Here is a 16,519-nt window from a genome sequence, read left to right as displayed (position 1 = left end):
ATGATTAGAATAAACAAGAATGAAAGTCCTATTCCTGCATTAGATGATGCAACTTTAAAAAATATTATCGCCAATTCAAATTTTAATTTTTATCCTGATGAGGAATATGATGCCTTTATCAAGTCTTATGCAGACTACTATCAATTATCACCTAACCAAGTTTCTGCAGCTAATGGTTCAGATGAGTGGATTCAAAAATGCATGATTGCATTACCAGATGGACCAGTACTAACGCTTAATCCAGATTTCTTCATGTATACTGCATATGCTCATCAGATTAATCGCCCTATTCACTATGTAGATGCAGAAGATGACTATACATTCTCGTTAGATAAAATTAAGCAATCAATCCAAAAATTAAAGCCAGCATTTTTCATTATGAGTGTGCCTCATAATCCATCAGGCATTCAATATCCTAAAGCATTTTTAGAAGAAATCGCGAATGAAATGAAGGCAATTGGTGGTTATTTTATTATTGATGAAGCTTATTTAGATTTTGGAGATGCATATGATATTGAATTACAAGACCATATCATTCAAATGCGTACGTTAAGCAAAGCATTTGCAATAGCTGGATTAAGAGTCGGCATCGTCATTTCTACTGAGAAAACCATTCAAACTTTAAATCGTATCGCGCATCCTTATCCATTAAACACATTAACTTTAAATATTGCGACTGAAATTTTCAGTAACAAAGAACTTGTACATTCATTATTAAAGCAACAAAGACAATTGAGTATTCAATTAAGAAATATTTTCGAACAACATGTGAGCGATGTTATCCATGTTATACCTTCAAAAACAAATTTCGTCTTAACTTATGGAGATTTAGCAGAATCATTAGGTCAATATATTTATGACCATGGCTATTTACCAAGATTTTATGATGAACCAAACATGCAACAAACTGTTAGATACTCTATTGCTACAGAATCTGAATTAAATGAACTTGAAAAAATCGTTAAAGAATGGAGACAAGAATATGACTTATCAAAAAGAAAGATCAACTAAAGAAACAGATATCAAAATTCAACTACGATTAGATGGAGAAGATTCAAACATTAATACAGGTGTTGGTTTCTTAGACCATATGTTGACGTTATTTAGTTTTCATAGTGGTATTGCATTAAATATAGAAGTTGATGGAGATACACATGTAGATGATCATCATACTGTTGAAGATATTGGCATTGTAATAGGTCAATTACTTCTTGAAGTCGTTAAAGATAAAAAATCATTTACGAGATATGGTTCATTCTATATACCAATGGACGAAACTTTAGCACGTGTTGTAACGGATATAAGTGGCAGACCATATTTATCATTTAATGCGACATTTTCTCGTGAAAAAGTTGGCACGTTTGATACCGAACTTGTAGAGGAATTCTTTAGAGCACTTGTGATTAATGCAAGATTAACGACACATATTGATTTAATTAGAGGTGGCAATACACACCATGAAATCGAAGCGATTTTCAAAGCATTTGCTAGAAGTCTAAAAATCGCATTAACACAAGATGATTATGCAGGTATCCCTTCTTCTAAGGGTGTGATTGAATAATGATTGCAATCATTGATTACGGACTTGGCAATATTAAAAATATTGAACGTGCCCTCTTACATTTAGGATATGATGCCATATTAACTTCAGATGAAGAAACTATAAAAAATAGTACACATGTTATTCTTCCAGGTGTCGGGCACTTCAAAGATGCTATGAAACAATTGACATCAAGTGGTCTAGACAAAGTGATTAAAGATATTAAAGATACACATAAAATCATTGGCATTTGTTTAGGTATGCAAGTTCTATTTGAATACAGTGCGGAAGGTTCAACAAAAGGATTAAATTTATTGCAAGGGAACGTTATACCTATAGAGAGTCCCTACCCTGTTCCACATTTAGGATGGAACAATTTACAAAGTGAACATCCTCTACTTGATGGTGATGTTTACTTTATACATTCTTATCATGTCTCTACTGATTTACCTATAGTTGCTACAGCAGACTATGGACAACCAATCACTGCAATCGTGCAACAAAAAAATATTATCGGTATACAATTCCACCCAGAAAAAAGTGGTGATTACGGACTCAAAATACTAGACCAAGCATTGAAAGAAGGTTTTTTAAATGATTGAAATTTGGCCAGCAATAGATTTAATAGACTCCACTAGCGTGAGATTAACTGAAGGTAAATATGATTCTAAAGAATCTATGCCTAGAACTGCAGAAGAAGCAATTGCTTTCTATTCAAAATTTAAACAAGTTTCTAGAATTCATGTCATCGATTTAATCGGCGCAAAAAATCAACAACCAACAGAAGCAAATTACATAGAACAACTCGTCAATTTAACTCATTTACCAATTGAAGTTGGTGGCGGTATTCGAAATGTTGAAACAATTGAATCATATTTAAATAAAGGCGTTGAGTACATTATCGTCGGCACTAAAGGCATACAAGACTTAGACTGGTTAAAAGAAGTGACTAATAGGTTCCCTAACAAAATATATTTATCTGTCGATGCATATGTTGAAAAAATCAAACTAAACGGTTGGCTCGATGATGCCGGCATAAACCTATTTGATTTCATTGAAAAAATTAACACATTCCCTCTCGGCGGAATTATCTATACAGATATTTCGAAAGACGGTAAATTATCTGGACCAAACTTTGAATTAACAGGCAAATTAGTACAATCAACATCTATACCTGTCATTGCATCTGGTGGTATAAGAAATAAAGATGACATCAATCAACTGGATGCATTAAATGTTAACGCTGCTATTGTTGGAAAAGCAGCAAATACGGATGCATTTTGGGAGGGTATTGAATGATCAAAAAAAGAATCATCCCATGCTTAGATGTTAAAGATGGACGAGTCGTTAAAGGCATAAAATTTAAAGGTTTGAGAGATATTGGACATCCAGTTGAATTAGCTGAATATTATAATCAAGAAGCGGCAGATGAGCTTGTGTTCTTAGATATTTCTAAGACAGAAAATGGACATCAAATGATGTTAGATATCATATCAGAAACAGCTTCAAAATTATTCATTCCACTTACAATTGGTGGTGGTATTAGTACACTTGAAGATATTTCGGTATTACTTAATCATGGTGCTGATAAGATTTCTTTAAACTCAAGTGCATTGCGTAACCCAGCATTTATTCGTGAAGCGAGTGATAAGTTCGGAAAACAATGTATCTGTATCGCAGTTGATGCTAAATGGGAAGAAGAACATCAAGATTGGTACTGTTATACACATGGTGGTAAACAGCGAACAGATAAACGCGTGTTAGATTGGGTTCAAGAAGTTGAAAATCTCGGCGCCGGTGAATTATTAATTACCAGTATGGATTACGATGGTGTTAAACAAGGATTTGATCATCGTTTATTAACAGAAATAAACCAACTGGTGTCTTTACCTGTTATTGCATCAGGTGGTGGCGGTAATAGTCAGCATTTTGTTGATTTATTTAAACAAACAGATGTATCTGCAGGTCTCGCTGCAAGTATTTTTCACGATAAAGAAACAACGATACAAGCAGTCAAAACACATTTATCTAATGAAGGAGTGAATGTACGATGAGTGAATTAGCACCTGATTTTTCTAAAGGTCTTGTACCAGCAATTTTACAACATTACCAAACTGGACAAGTATTAATGTTAGGTTATATGAATGAAGAAGCTTATAACTTAACCATTCAAGATAAAGTCTGTTGGTTTTATTCAAGAAGTAAAGATCGTCTATGGAAAAAAGGCGAATCGTCCAATCATATCCAGCATGTTATCGATATACAATTAGATTGTGACCAAGATACAATTTTGTTACAAGTCAATCCTGATGGCCCTACTTGTCATACTGGATCTGTTAGTTGTTTTAATACTGAAGAACCATACACGCTTGAATCTTTAGAAATGACTATTCAAGAAAGTGTTGATTCTAATAATCCAAAATCATATACAAATTATTTACTTAATAAAGGTATAGATAAAATTTCTAAAAAATATGGAGAAGAATCATTTGAAGTCGTTATCGCAGCGATGAAAGATGACAAATTAGAACTCACAAATGAAGTCGCTGATGTACTTTATCATTTATTCGTATTACTACATGATAGAAGCGTTAAATTTGAAGATGTGATATCAGTATTAAAAGAACGTCATAAAAAGTCAGGTAATTTTAAAGGTGAACGACAAGACATTAATAATTGGTAAATTGTCATAATTCATATATTGTCAAAAATTAGCAGTCGCTTATACTAGTACATAGAGGTGTATTTATGTTACGAGATAAAGCGACTGCTTTTATTAAAGATATGTATAAAGAATTAGAAATATCAGAATTACAAATGAATAAAAGAATACAAGAAATAGAACATGAAATTTCTAAAACTGGTACTTATACCCACACTACCGAAGAATTAGAATATGGTGCGAAAGTAGCTTGGAGAAATTCAAATAGATGTATTGGTAGACTTTTTTGGGATAAATTGACGGTTAGAGATTTAAGACATATTCAAGATGAACAAACATTTATCGCTTCAATTGAAGATCACATTAAAGACGCTACAAATGACGGAAAAATCAAACCAATGATAAGCATATATAATAACCAAATAGAAATTATGAATGAACAATTGATTAGATATGCAGGATACGAAAATAAGGGCGACCCTAAATCTATCAAAATGACGAAATTAGCACACCATTTAAATTGGCAAAGTCCTCATACTGATTTTGATGTGCTTCCATTAATGTTTCGAATTAATCAACAACGCCCTAAAATCCATCAATATCCACAAGGACTCATTAAAGAAATTAACATCACTCATAAACAGTATCCTAAGTTAGCATCACTACAACTAAAATGGTATGCAGTACCCATCATTTCAAATATGGATTTAGAAATTGGTGGTATATATTATCATACTGCCCCATTCAACGGGTGGTACATGGAAACTGAAATTGGCGTTAGAAATTTTACAGACGAATATCGCTATAATAAATTAAAAGACATTGCAGAAGCATTTGATTTTGATACAACGACAACATCAAGTTACTGGAGAGATAGAGCTTTAGTAGAGTTTAATTATGCTATTTATCATTCGTATAAAGAAGCGGGTGTTGCGATTGTTGATCATTATAATGCCTCTAAACAATTTAAGAAATTTGAAGAAAATGAATGTAAAGCCAATAGAAAAGTGACCGGAAAATGGAGTTGGCTCGCACCGCCCCTTTCACCTTCACTTGTACATAATTATCATAAAGGCTATGATAATGAGATGAGAAGTCCAAACTTTTTATATAGACAAAATCAACAAGGTTGTCCAATGCATTAGAAAGGAAGTCATTTATGAAGTTATATTATTTAGGACCATTAGGTACATTTTCACATATGGCAGCACTTAAATATAAGCCAGATGAAATCAATGAATATATTCCTAAGTCAAATTTATACGAAGTGGTTAAAGCAATTGAAGCTGACCCACAGAACATTGCAATTGCCCCAATTGAAAATTCTATCGAAGGTACAATCAACATCATTGCCGATTCATTAACAGAGCAGAAAATCCACGTTATAGACGAATTACATCTAGATATATCATTTTCTCTTTATGTTCAAAAAGGCGCAAAATTAGAAGATATTAAAGAAGTTGTTTCTATTGCCCCAGCGATCAATCAAACATCTAAATTCATTAAAAATCATAACTTTGCATACAGATATTCTGACAGTACTGTTCAAAGTTTAGATGAAATAGATGCACATACTGGCGCTATAGCACCAATTGGTTTAGAAAAACCTAATGACGATGTTGAAGCATTACATGAACACATCGAAGACTATCCACATAATACAACAAGATTTTTAATTTTATCAGCACAAGAAAAACATGTTGAAAAAGCAACAGATAGTATTTTGTTAATTACACCTGACCAAGATAAACCAGGCTTATTAGCAAGTATATTAAATACATTTGCTTTGTTTAATATTAACTTATCATGGATTGAATCAAGACCACTCAAAACGCAACTCGGCATGTATCATTTCTTTGTTCAAGCAGATTGTAGCGCTGAAGATGTAGAAATGAAAAAAGTCATCACAATCCTAAAAACTTTAGATTTTAATGTAAAAGTGCTAGGTAATTTTGATAAGCGAATTACATAAATAAAGAGTTTGAGACATAATTCCTAACTCAAATTAAATAACACCTCATTATACTGATTTATTCAGTAATAATGAGGTGCTTTTTTATAATCTACGATTTTATGCAAAACACTAATCATTCTCGTATAATTTAAGTAAAAATCACAAAAACTATTATTTTTGATTTCTATGTCCTGATTCATATTTTTGTATCCATTCATCTACAGTGACTTTTTCACTCAACTCACCTATTAGAGTAAAGGGTATGTTTTTATTGTTTGTGAATCTAATACAACTTTTCCCCATATTTAATTTAGTTGGTACTTGTTCTTTGTATCTATTCTCAAACCAATCTTTCAATTCATGCATCCCATATAACCTCATATGATATAAGGCAATATGATTTTTTTGAGCACCAACACTAATGAATGGAAGTGGTTCGTCTACTCTATTTAAATAACCTTTTGGATATTTATCTAAAGGTACTACAAATGTCGGCATACCGTATTGCATGACTAGTTCATAGCCTGGTGGTAAATGTGTTTTGATTGTATTTAGCAAATGAATATATGTTTCTTTTTTCTTTTCATCAATTTGTTCAATATAACGGTCTATGCTATTCATCATGTCCTCCATTATAATTAAATATGAATAAGGTTCTCAACTTGATCTTGTTTGATATTACTTAAATTACGGTTATTGTATAAATAAATATCTGTCGTCTTAATGAATTTAATATTATTTGAAGACTCTCCTTCAAAATGATTATTATAAATATAAATATCTTTATTCATAACGTCTTCATAACTTTTAATTAAAATACTTGGTTTACTTTTAATATCTTTAAATGTATTTTCACCTATCAATATAGTTGACCCTGCTTGTCCGCCTCTATTTAATTTATGGATATCTAATGAATATTTACCTGTGGGTACAGCTAAATATCTTACGCCACCCTCACAATTTATAAATTGATTGTGTGTAACAGATGAATCTTTTGCTTTTAATAGAGTAACTGCGAAATCCCCTAACCCTTCAAAAGTATTATGTTGAATATTTATATTCTCATAAAATACATCATACATACTTGCATGAGACCCAACTGCTCTATTCCAAGGTAACATGTTTGGATCACCTGAATTTCCAAAATAACAGTTTTCGATTAGTGCATTTTTAGTTATCGTACCATCTGTTGCCCCAAATTTAGGAAATGCACCGTCTGTTTGAATATCTATTTGAACTGCTTCACTAAATAATCTCGTTCCACTATCGTCACGGAATCCAAGAAACTTACATTCATTTACATAAAAGCCATCTAAGCCACATGCATCAATCGCATGTCCACCAACAACATTCTTAAATGTCACATTATGTATTTGAATATTGCGTGCATGACCAATAGACATGATTGTGTTATTTGTATTATTTGTATGTCCATACGCATCAAATGTCCCACCGATAATATTGATATTACCGTGACCATCGTAGCCATAGTATTTTTTTAATCTATGACCGTTTTTCAGCATAGCTGTAGGCGATTTTCTGATTAATACAGCTTCATCATGTAAAATAAGCGTTGTATTCTCATATATCACTAATTCATAAATAATATGATAAACACCTTTAGGTATATAAACTGTTACTGGTCCTTTCTTAGCTTGTAATAAAGCTAATTGAATACCAACTGTATCTGTTATTCCACAACCACCTTTAGCACCATAACGATTTACATTAACAATATGCTTCATACTTCATAACCACCTTAATATAGCGTATACTTGCATGTATATTTATATTACACTGAAAACATTTTATAAACAATTAGGGGGAGTATAATTGAAGAAAGCACTCATTATCGTTGATTATTCAAATGATTTCGTTGCGTCAGATGGTAAGTTAACATGCGGAGAACCTGGTCAAGAAATTGAACAAAATATTCACCATAAAATCGAAACATACAACTCGAATGAAGATTTAATTTTTTATTTAATGGACTATCACCATGAGAATGATCCATATCATCCTGAAACAAAATTATTTCCACCTCATAATATCGTAGGTACAGAAGGTAGAAATTTATATAACTCATTAAAGCCTCAATACGATTCAATCAAGCATTCTAATCATGTATTTTGGATAGATAAGACAAGATATAGTGCATTTTTCGGTACAAATCTTGATAGTTTATTAAGAGAACGACATATTGATACTGTTGAAATTGTCGGCGTTTGTACAGATATCTGTGTGTTACATACTGCTGTCGATGCTTACAATTTAAATTATCAAATTATTATTCCTAAGAATTGTGTCGCTTCTTTTAATCAAGCTGGGCACGATTGGGCGCTTACACATTTTGAAAATAGTATAGGCGCAGTTGTAGAATAGACAAGGTGTTCATGTTAAAATAAAGTGACAGAATATTCAAAGCAAAAGGAGAAATTACATTGGTAAACACATTTATATTTGGACATAAGAATCCTGACACAGATACAATTGCTTCAGCATTAGTAATGGAAGATTTACAAAAAGAACTTGGAAATGACGTTCAAGCAGCAAGACTTGGAGACGTTTCAGACGAAACACAATTCGCATTGGATTATTTCAAAGTTCAAGCACCTGCATTATTAGAAACACCTTTAAAAGGTAAAGACGTTATTTTAGTCGATCACAACGAATTCCAACAAAGTGCTGATGATATTACAGATGCTACAATTACTATGGTTGTTGATCACCACCGTATCAGCAATTTTGAAACAGCAGCTCCATTATATTACAGAGCTGAACCAGTTGGTTGTACGACTACAATCCTAAAAAAAATGTACGAAGAAAATGGTATTGAAATTAAACCTGAAATTGCTGGTCTTATGATTTCAGCTATTATTTCTGATACATTACTATTTAAATCACCAACATGCACAGAACAAGATAAACAAGCTTGTGAAGCATTAGCTAAAATTGCCAATGTTGATTTAAATGAATATGGTTTAGAAATGTTAAAAGCTGGTGCTTCAGTAAAAGGTAAATCACCTGAATTCCTTTTAAATATGGATGCTAAATCATTCAACATGGGTGATAAAGTCGTACGTATTGCACAAGTTAATACTGTTGATGTAAACGAAGTTCTTGAAATTCAAGAAGACGTTGAAAATGAAATCAACGCAATTATTGCTAAAGAACAATATGACTTATTTGTATTTGTTATTACAGATATCTTAAACAGTGACTCAACTGCTATTGCTTTAGGTAAAGAACAACAAGTCGTAACAAAAGCGTTCAACACTGAATTAAATGGAAATGTCGCTGTATTACCTGGCGTTGTTTCTCGTAAGAAACAAGTCGTTCCACCTATTGATGAATTATTAGGTAAATAATTTATAAGGAGTGTGCTTTAAATGGAAATCAAACAAGGTACAAACAAATTTTATGTAGGCAATTCTGAGAATGATTTTGAAGCGGAAATCACGTATCAAGACTTAGATGGCAAGACACTTGTGGTCGATCATACATTTGTAGATCCTTCACTACGTGGACAGGGTATTGCTAGAAAATTGGTTGATGTTGTTATTGAAAAAGCAAGATCTGAAGAGAAAGTAATTGATCCAGTTTGTCCGTACGTTAAAGATGTTATGACTAAAGATGAAAGCACACACGATGTATTAAAGAAATAATCAAAAAATCCTGACGAAATGATATTATTTCGTCAGGATTTTTTATATTTCTGTACTTTCTAATAACCGTTTAAGCAATGATTTATATTGAGGCTTTGCCTTTTCTTCTGTGCACGTATTCATAGGCGGATATTTTAAATCTTGAGCATCTTTATATGTTACTTCATCAATATAATTTGATGCTTTTTCGTAGTCATAACAACTCGGAAATGCATACTTATGATTAAAGTGATCAACGACCACTCTTGATGTCGAAGATGGATTTTGTTTAAACGGCACAAATGCCACGACTAACAATAAAACGATAATAATCACAGCCGTAATGATGAAGTACTTTTTAGACATTAAATTGAACTCCAATTTGCTGTCTAATTTCATCTAATACTTTAATCGTTTCTAATGATCTTTGATGTGTATTAATAGATGACTCTACCTTATGATTCTGTACACAATTAATAAATTCAATTATTTCATCTTTCATTGTTAACGGTGAATCATTATTATATTCTTTCTGTAATACACCTTCTCTATTAAATACTTTTATATTTGAAGGTGCACTTATTTTATCAATTAATACATAACCATTTTCCCCTACTATTTCTGAAGGGCTGGGGCGGTCACATATTTTCGAATAACTAATCGTTGCTTGGAAAGTATGATAATCCAATATCGCATTACCTTGTCCATCTGCACCAGTATCTAATTTAAAACCATTTGCTTTAATACTTTGTGGCATACCAAACAAATGTATCATCGGTGCTACAGCATAAACACCTAAGTCCATTAAAGCGCCGTTACCTAACTCAGGTTTAAACGCATTTTCTATGATGCCTTTTTTATAGTTATCGTATCTTGAAGAATATTGGTGATAATGAAAATCAGCATATCTAATTTCACCAATATCAATTTGATCATTTGTAAATTCTACAAATGGTGGTAATAATGTTGATTTCATCGCTTCCATAACAGTAACATTATATTCATAAGCAAGTTTAGATAATGCTTCAAATTGCTCTTGCACAATTGTCGCTGGCTTTTCGATTAAGACATGTTTTTTATTTTTAATCGCTATTTCTGCTTGTTCAAAATGAAACGCATTTGGTGATGCTATGTATACCGCTTCAAAATTAGGTGATTGACAAAATACCTCTAAATCTGTGAACGTTTCAGTAAGTTGATGTTTCTCCTTATAATAGTCTGCTCTTTCTTCAGTACGTGAATAGACAGCATAAGGTTCAAACGCTTCAACTTCTAAACCATTCTCTATAAATTTATCACTTATCCAATTGGTACCTATAAATCCAAATCTCATATTATTTCACCTTTTCGTTATTTTTTTAAAAATAAAAATTTCATAAATAAACACTTCGCTTTTAATTATAACTATTGTTAAAATATAAACAATAGAAGTATAAAGGAGACATCCATATTGACTATCGCGACTCAATTCGAAAACTTACAATCACTTTTTGATAGTGATGTAACAAAAGATATTAAATTTAGAAAAAAACAGTTAAGAGCACTGAGAAAATCTATTAAATCAAATGAAAGTGCCTTAATTTCAGCATTGCAACAAGATTTAGGCAAAAATTCTGTTGAATCTTATGCTACTGAAATTGGTTACATTTACAAAAGTATCTCTTTCATGCTAAAAGAAGTCAAGAGTTTAGCAAGTAAAAGAACCGTGAATACACCTGTGTTTTTATTTCCAGGTAAAAGTTACACAATTAATGAACCATATGGCACAGTCTTAATCATCGGTCCGTTCAATTATCCGTTTCAACTTGTAATAGAACCTTTAATTGGTGCTATTGCTGCAGGGAATTGTGCAGTTATCAAACCTTCAGAACTCACACCAAATGTTAGTGTTGTGATAGAAAAAATTATACATGAAGCATTTAATCCTGCATATGTATCTTGTATAACTGGCGATCAAACCGTAACTGAAGAACTGTTAACTTACCCATTCGACTTTATATTCTTTACTGGTTCTACTAAAGTAGGACAAATCGTTTACGAACAAGCTAGTAAACAACTGATTCCAGTAGCACTTGAATTAGGTGGAAAGAGTCCAGCAATTGTAGATAAGACTGCAAATATTAAAGTAGCAGCAGAAAGAATCACATTTGGTAAATTCATTAATGCCGGTCAAACATGTGTAGCACCAGATTATGTCATCATCGACGCATCGATTAAACAACAATTTATTAAAGCAATTCAAACAACTATTCGAGAGTTTTATACGTCATCAGCACAAAATAGTGAAGATTATGGCAGAATCGTAAACGAACGTCATACAGATCGATTAGTGAATTTACTTAATCAAACTAATGGTGACATCGTTTACGGTGGTAGCTCGGACAGAGAGAATCGCTATATAGAACCGACTATTGTCGATAATGTTAAATTCGATGATATTCTAATGGAAGATGAAATCTTTGGTCCAATATTACCTATTATGACGTATGAAGCATTCGGCGACGCCATTCAATTTATCAAGAATAAACCAAAGCCACTATCATTATATTTATTTAGTGAAGACGAAAATCATACTGATGAAGTCGTAAGAAGAATATCATTCGGTGGCGGTTGTATCAATGATACACTTTTACATTTAGGTAACCATAACTTACCATTTGGTGGTGTCGGTCATTCAGGAATTGGTAAATATCATGGCAAAGCTTCATTTGAACTCTTTAGCAATGAAAAGAGCATCATGTTTAAAACTACCAAACTAGAAACTGGCGTTCTTTTCCCACCTTATAAAGGAAAAGCTAAATATGTGAGAGCTATGTTTAAAAAGTAATGCAGAAGTGTTACTAACGGCGACATAATTAAATTTAAGCATATAAAATAAGCATATGGTATAGACATTCATTAACGTCTTAACCACATGCTTATTTTTATTTATATTGACTTTCAATGAGCTGCTGCTTTTTATTAAATAAAGTTGGATATGATAAGAAACCTAAAATCACACTCGTCATTGTAGCGCTTGTTAATAACATAAATACGATTAATATTTGAAAGAGTACCGCTTCAATTGGATCTGCCCCACCAATGATTTGACCACTCATCATACCGGGTAATTGGACAAGCCCTATTGTCTTTTGTTGTTCTATTGTTGGTATAACACTAGACTGTATAGAAGTAATAAATTGCTTATGGATAGCTTGTTTAGGCGTGCCTCCCAAACAAAGAACAAGCTCTATCACATTTTCATTTTGTTTAACTTCTGACATAAATCTATTTAAGAACAATATACTTAATACCATCGCATTACCAACAATCATGCCACTTATCGGTATGATGTATTGTGCTGTTGGTGGTGTTATTTTAAATCCTAATAAGATACCTTGTGTAATGACTTCTATTGCTACAAAAGCCAATAATAATTTCCATGTAATACCTGGTATTTCCAAACCTTTTTTTCGCGCATTTTGTGTTGCCGCACCTATTATGAGCATGATCATTAAAATGATAAAAATATGGCTTTCTTGATCAAATATAAATTGTAATATATACCCTACAATTAACAGTTGAACAAATGATCGAATAGCTGCAATTAATGTATCTTTCTCTAATCCTAAATTAAAACTTTTCGAAATAACTATCGGAATAATTATAAAAATAAACATTAACACAATTGATGTTATACTCATATTAATTTTTCTCCTATAAAGCTTCTGACGTTTGGTTGTTCTGAATTTTTAACATTTTCAGTTGTATCAGCTTGTTCAACTTCTCCATTGATCATGACCCATATGTAATCGCTCATTCTAAAAGCTTGATTAATATCATGTGTAATCCATATCATGGTAACTTCGTGTTCTTTAATAATTTTTTGCAATAGCTGTTCAATTGCACGCTTTGAGTTTCTATCTAATGCCGATGTCACTTCATCTAGCAATATCACTTTAGGTTTATTAACGAGTGAACGTGCTAGTGATAACTTTTGTTTTTCTCCACCTGATAATTCTTTACTATTTTTATTCAAAAAAGTTTCTGGCAAATCGACTATCTTCAAATAATATTTAGCTTCTTCATCTGTCATTTTTTTATTTTGTAGTATTAATGGCAGTTCTAAATTATCTTTTACAGTTCCTTTAATCACCGTTGCTTCTTGAGAAACCAATTGTACTTTTCTTCTAAGTTCCATTGGATTATATGTTTGAATAGATTGTTGATCTATTAATATTTCGCCACTTGTACTTGACTTTAACAAATTAATTAAAGAGAGCAGTGTTGATTTTCCTGCACCTGATGGCCCGATTATAGAAGTGAGTTTACCTTTATAAATGTCACCTGTAACACCTTTTAAAATAAGAGACCGTTCTATTTCATATTCTACATTTTTAAATTGGACTGCTATACTACTTTCCAAATAAATCATCTCCATGCCTTTACAATTTTCTGTCTTATAATTGATTTTATACTTTTTCTAAAAATGTTCAATATGACATTTGTAAGATAATAAGAAGAGACTGGGACAAAATGTAATGTCTCAGTCTCTTTCCACATCTTCCTAATATAAATCTGTTCTTAAACTATTGAAAATAGGAATGGCTTCTCGAATTTTTTCTTGCGAATCAAAGTCTATATCAACGATTAATGTATCTTCATCATAGTATAAACTGTCGATTAGTGTTCCATCTGGTGCATATGCTAAACTGTGTCCACCAAATTCATTATCATCACAAGTACCTACACTATTACAAGCAATAATATATACTTGGTTCTCAATTGCTCTAGCACGTAATAATACTTTCCAATGATCAATTCTTGATTTCGGCCATTGTGCCGAAACAAAAATTACTTTTGCATCTTCTAAAGCTAGTGAACGCGTTAATTCTGGGAATCTTAAATCATAACAAATAATCGTTCCCATCTCTATTTCATCTAACTCATATACAGTAGATTTCTTACTACCTGAAGTTAAGAAATGATGTTCATTAAACATTGGCACAAGATGTGCTTTGTCGTAAGTATTAATACACTTTCCTTCGTTATTGACGACAATTGTTCGATTATAAATTTCATTTCCTTTTTTATATGCAATTGAACCAGCAACAATATGTTTGTGGATTTCTTTTGCTTTTTGCTCTAAGAAAGGTAAAATTCTTTGACCATCTTCATCAGCAAGTTCGGTTAACTCATTTAATCGATAAGAAGTGTTCCACATTTCTGGTAACACTGCTATGTCAATTTCATCATCTAACTCATCTAACCATTGATTAATTTTTTCAATATTTTTTTCTGGTTCTCCAGGTATTACATGCATCTGATATAGTGCTATTTTCAACGTTCATCACCTACCATTATATAAATTGAACACAAACGCCTTCTGCAGCTTTTTGTTCGTTCTCTATTTCTGTCAGCTTACCAGTTTCTTTATTTCGACTAAATAATACTAAATTATATGAATGTTCATGTGCAACAACTATAAATGAATCACTTGGTGTGATATTTAAATCTCTAGGCCAAGTTCCACCACTTGTTACAATTTCAACTAATTCAACATTTGCACCATCACCTAATATTTTATAAACAGCTATACTATTATGTCCTCTATTAGAAACATAAATAAACTGTCCATCATGACTTAATCTAACAGCAGCAACTTGTGAATTTAAATCAAAGTCTTCTGGAATCGTTAATAGCGCTGGACTGATCGTTGCAAATACACCATTTTTATATGACAACACTTGAATCGTATTGCTCAGTTCATTCACTAAGTATGCGTATACACCACTTGGATGGAACGCAATATGTCTTGGACCGCTTCCAGCTTGGACTTCTAATGTTTCATATAATTCCAATCCTTCATCAGAGAATTTAAATGTTCTGATCACATCTGCACCTAAATCAACTGTAACGATATAATCTAAATCTGGTGTCTGTTCTGCAAAGTGAATATGGCTACCTTCTTGTCTTGCTTCATTTGGTCCATGACCTTCACCTTTATACACATCTATTAGCTCAATAATTTCGCCATTTTCAGCATTTAATTTATAAAGTCTTACATAACCACTACCATAAACAGCTTCAAATAAATATTGACCGTCTTCAGAAACTGAAATATGACAACCCGTTCCTTCTTGTGAAGCTAAGCAATCATTTATATATGTTAAACTACCATCTTCATTAATATTAAAACTTGCAACACCGCAATCATCGCCATCTCTTTTAATAGCATATAAAAATTGACCATGTTGTGTTAAATATGTAGATGCTTCAACTTCATAACCAACTTCAACCTTCTCGATTGTTTGTTCATTCTCATCAACATCAAAACGATAAATCCCTTTTCCTTCTTTTTTCGTATAACTACCAATATAACCTTTCGTTTTCATAAAATTAAATTCCTCCCTAATTTGTTCTTTAATATCATTCTACATGAAAACGCTCAATAACTATAATAAAAACGCATACCAAATGGTACACGTTACAATATTTATTATATGAATAACCACGTATCAAACACAGCAGATATTTAAGTAAACAACCCATTAAAAAGTTCCACTAACCAATTAAAAATACTACAAATAGCATTGACGATATCGCCTGCCATAAAGGATCCTCCTTTATATTTAAACTTCTTAATTTATCATAAAAAATTAAATATTCACTAAATATATTATAGTATTTCAATAATAGAATTTTATATTTTCCCTAAGTCGTTAATTTAAGTTCTTAAC

General features: G+C 31.9%; 20 protein-coding genes. 12 read left to right on the top strand and 8 right to left on the bottom strand.

Features of this window, described 5'->3' with window-relative positions; all coding sequences use genetic code 11:
• The 8 genes from LQ686_RS03490 to LQ686_RS03455 all read left to right on the top strand — a co-directional run bounded on the left by LQ686_RS03490 (position 1) and on the right by LQ686_RS03455 (position 6,174).
• The gene (locus LQ686_RS03490) at positions 1-1,011 is read left to right on the top strand and encodes a pyridoxal phosphate-dependent aminotransferase (protein ID WP_025905118.1); all 1,011 of its coding nucleotides are present in this window, start codon (positions 1-3) and stop codon (positions 1,009-1,011) included.
• Complete coding sequence (gene hisB / locus LQ686_RS03485) at positions 983-1,561, top strand: imidazoleglycerol-phosphate dehydratase HisB (RefSeq protein ID WP_025905117.1); 579 nt, start codon at positions 983-985, stop codon at positions 1,559-1,561. The genes LQ686_RS03490 and hisB overlap by 29 nt, the downstream gene beginning before the upstream one ends.
• Complete coding sequence (hisH, locus tag LQ686_RS03480) at positions 1,561-2,142, top strand: imidazole glycerol phosphate synthase subunit HisH (protein WP_025905116.1); 582 nt, start codon at positions 1,561-1,563, stop codon at positions 2,140-2,142. Before hisB ends, hisH begins: the two co-directional genes overlap by 1 nt.
• The gene (gene hisA / locus LQ686_RS03475; protein WP_239733167.1) at positions 2,135-2,839 is read left to right on the top strand and encodes a 1-(5-phosphoribosyl)-5-((5-phosphoribosylamino)methylideneamino)imidazole-4-carboxamide isomerase; all 705 of its coding nucleotides are present in this window, start codon (positions 2,135-2,137) and stop codon (positions 2,837-2,839) included. Before hisH ends, hisA begins: the two co-directional genes overlap by 8 nt.
• Entirely contained in the window at positions 2,836-3,594 is a 759-nt protein-coding gene (gene hisF, locus LQ686_RS03470; protein ID WP_025905114.1) for an imidazole glycerol phosphate synthase subunit HisF, read from the top strand. The genes hisA and hisF overlap by 4 nt, the downstream gene beginning before the upstream one ends.
• Positions 3,591-4,223 (top strand): bifunctional phosphoribosyl-AMP cyclohydrolase/phosphoribosyl-ATP diphosphatase HisIE, encoded by a 633-nt coding sequence (hisIE, locus tag LQ686_RS03465; RefSeq protein ID WP_025905113.1) that lies wholly within the window; start codon positions 3,591-3,593, stop codon positions 4,221-4,223. The genes hisF and hisIE overlap by 4 nt, the downstream gene beginning before the upstream one ends.
• A 65-nt stretch (positions 4,224-4,288) precedes the next feature.
• A complete protein-coding gene (locus LQ686_RS03460) occupies positions 4,289-5,347 on the top strand; it encodes a nitric oxide synthase oxygenase (protein ID WP_025905112.1) in 1,059 nt (352 codons plus the stop codon).
• A gap of 14 nt (positions 5,348-5,361) precedes the next feature.
• Positions 5,362-6,174, top strand: a complete 813-nt coding sequence (locus LQ686_RS03455) for a prephenate dehydratase (protein WP_107618078.1) — start codon at positions 5,362-5,364, stop codon at positions 6,172-6,174.
• Positions 6,175-6,327: 153 nt separating this feature from the next.
• Here the strand turns inward: LQ686_RS03455 and LQ686_RS03450 are convergent, their stop codons facing one another.
• Both LQ686_RS03450 and LQ686_RS03445 read right to left on the bottom strand, forming a co-directional pair.
• The gene (locus LQ686_RS03450) at positions 6,328-6,780 is read right to left on the bottom strand and encodes a DUF1801 domain-containing protein (protein ID WP_325167686.1); all 453 of its coding nucleotides are present in this window, start codon (positions 6,778-6,780) and stop codon (positions 6,328-6,330) included.
• Positions 6,781-6,794: 14 nt separating this feature from the next.
• Positions 6,795-7,901 carry a glycosyl hydrolase family 28-related protein gene (locus tag LQ686_RS03445; protein WP_103360864.1) on the bottom strand — a complete coding sequence of 369 codons (1,107 nt, stop codon included), beginning with the start codon at positions 7,899-7,901 and terminating at the stop codon, positions 6,795-6,797.
• Between the two features lie 88 nt (positions 7,902-7,989).
• On the opposite strand from LQ686_RS03445, the gene LQ686_RS03440 reads away from it, so the two are divergent.
• From LQ686_RS03440 to LQ686_RS03430, 3 genes are read left to right on the top strand one after another with little or no spacing between them, the layout of a single operon-like run.
• On the top strand, positions 7,990-8,538 hold the full coding sequence (locus tag LQ686_RS03440; protein WP_103360863.1) for a cysteine hydrolase family protein: 549 nt from the start codon (positions 7,990-7,992) through the stop codon (positions 8,536-8,538).
• A 59-nt stretch (positions 8,539-8,597) separates the two neighbouring features.
• Entirely contained in the window at positions 8,598-9,524 is a 927-nt protein-coding gene (locus LQ686_RS03435) for a manganese-dependent inorganic pyrophosphatase (protein ID WP_107565486.1), read from the top strand.
• A gap of 21 nt (positions 9,525-9,545) precedes the next feature.
• Complete coding sequence (locus LQ686_RS03430; RefSeq protein WP_025905106.1) at positions 9,546-9,821, top strand: GNAT family N-acetyltransferase; 276 nt, start codon at positions 9,546-9,548, stop codon at positions 9,819-9,821.
• 42 nt (positions 9,822-9,863) lie between these two features.
• On the opposite strand, the gene LQ686_RS03425 is transcribed toward LQ686_RS03430, so the two are convergent.
• Positions 9,864-10,166 (bottom strand): hypothetical protein, encoded by a 303-nt coding sequence (locus tag LQ686_RS03425; RefSeq protein ID WP_025905105.1) that lies wholly within the window; start codon positions 10,164-10,166, stop codon positions 9,864-9,866.
• The gene (locus tag LQ686_RS03420; protein WP_103360861.1) at positions 10,159-11,133 is read right to left on the bottom strand and encodes a Gfo/Idh/MocA family protein; all 975 of its coding nucleotides are present in this window, start codon (positions 11,131-11,133) and stop codon (positions 10,159-10,161) included. The genes LQ686_RS03425 and LQ686_RS03420 overlap by 8 nt, the downstream gene beginning before the upstream one ends.
• A gap of 114 nt (positions 11,134-11,247) precedes the next feature.
• On the opposite strand from LQ686_RS03420, the gene LQ686_RS03415 reads away from it, so the two are divergent.
• Entirely contained in the window at positions 11,248-12,627 is a 1,380-nt protein-coding gene (locus tag LQ686_RS03415; RefSeq protein WP_374229763.1) for an aldehyde dehydrogenase, read from the top strand.
• Between the two features lie 97 nt (positions 12,628-12,724).
• Here the strand turns inward: LQ686_RS03415 and LQ686_RS03410 are convergent, their stop codons facing one another.
• From LQ686_RS03410 to pglS, 4 genes are all read right to left on the bottom strand, one after another.
• Positions 12,725-13,483 carry an ABC transporter permease gene (locus LQ686_RS03410; protein ID WP_239733166.1) on the bottom strand — a complete coding sequence of 253 codons (759 nt, stop codon included), beginning with the start codon at positions 13,481-13,483 and terminating at the stop codon, positions 12,725-12,727.
• The gene (locus LQ686_RS03405; RefSeq protein ID WP_233695092.1) at positions 13,480-14,214 is read right to left on the bottom strand and encodes an ABC transporter ATP-binding protein; all 735 of its coding nucleotides are present in this window, start codon (positions 14,212-14,214) and stop codon (positions 13,480-13,482) included. The genes LQ686_RS03410 and LQ686_RS03405 overlap by 4 nt, the downstream gene beginning before the upstream one ends.
• Positions 14,215-14,346: 132 nt before the next feature.
• Positions 14,347-15,123 (bottom strand): carbon-nitrogen family hydrolase, encoded by a 777-nt coding sequence (locus LQ686_RS03400; protein WP_103360858.1) that lies wholly within the window; start codon positions 15,121-15,123, stop codon positions 14,347-14,349.
• A 16-nt stretch (positions 15,124-15,139) separates the two neighbouring features.
• The gene (pglS, locus tag LQ686_RS03395; protein ID WP_107565489.1) at positions 15,140-16,174 is read right to left on the bottom strand and encodes a 6-phosphogluconolactonase; all 1,035 of its coding nucleotides are present in this window, start codon (positions 16,172-16,174) and stop codon (positions 15,140-15,142) included.
• Between the last annotated feature and the right edge of the window lie 345 nt (positions 16,175-16,519).

It is taken from the genome of Mammaliicoccus sp. J-M41, assembly GCF_022385935.1.
Classification (GTDB): Bacteria; Bacillota; Bacilli; order Staphylococcales; family Staphylococcaceae; genus Mammaliicoccus; species Mammaliicoccus sciuri_A.
Note: the sequence above shows the minus strand (reverse complement) of the source record. Positions and strands in the feature narration are given on the sequence as shown.